Source organism: Pseudomonas sp. Pse35, from assembly GCF_024519715.1.
GTDB lineage: Bacteria > Pseudomonadota > Gammaproteobacteria > Pseudomonadales > Pseudomonadaceae > Aquipseudomonas > Aquipseudomonas paracarnis.
The window spans coordinates 1-432 of the sequence record NZ_JALJRP010000088.1; the positions used below are offsets into that span (position 1 = coordinate 1).

The following is a 432-nucleotide window of genomic DNA, read 5'->3' on the forward strand; positions in this document are numbered from 1 at the left end:
TGATGACCGTCTTGGCCAGCTCCGATTGCGGTATCGGCCTCACGGTCACCGTCAAAATTGCCGACGTGACCGAGACTCCCGCACGGGTTACCACATAGTGGTATTTCACCGTGGTGGCGTGGTCACGAATATTCGCCGCAATCGCCGCCCTGGAAATATCGAACGCCACCTCCTGCAAGGCTTCATTCCCAGGTTTGGCCGGGATATCTGGCGAACCGCCATTGTCGGCACCGTTCATGGTGACTTTGATCGAGTCGCTGTTGCGCATCCCCACATAGCTCACCACCAGTTGGGTACCCTGTTGCACCCTGAGCGGCTCCAGTTCGGCGGTGTCGGGGCCGGTCGTCTGGGCTTCGCGCAAGGTCGGCGACGGCAACTCGCCCACGCCACGGCTGATCAGCACCTCGGTGATCTCAGAATACCGCGGCATCG

Annotated in this window: 1 protein-coding gene; it reads right to left on the reverse strand. The window is 60.9% G+C overall.

The genetic code is table 11. The features are described 5' to 3' along the window. Positions 1-432: hypothetical protein (locus OC445_RS27235; RefSeq protein ID WP_262020459.1), on the reverse strand; the 432-nt coding region annotated here is incomplete at both ends.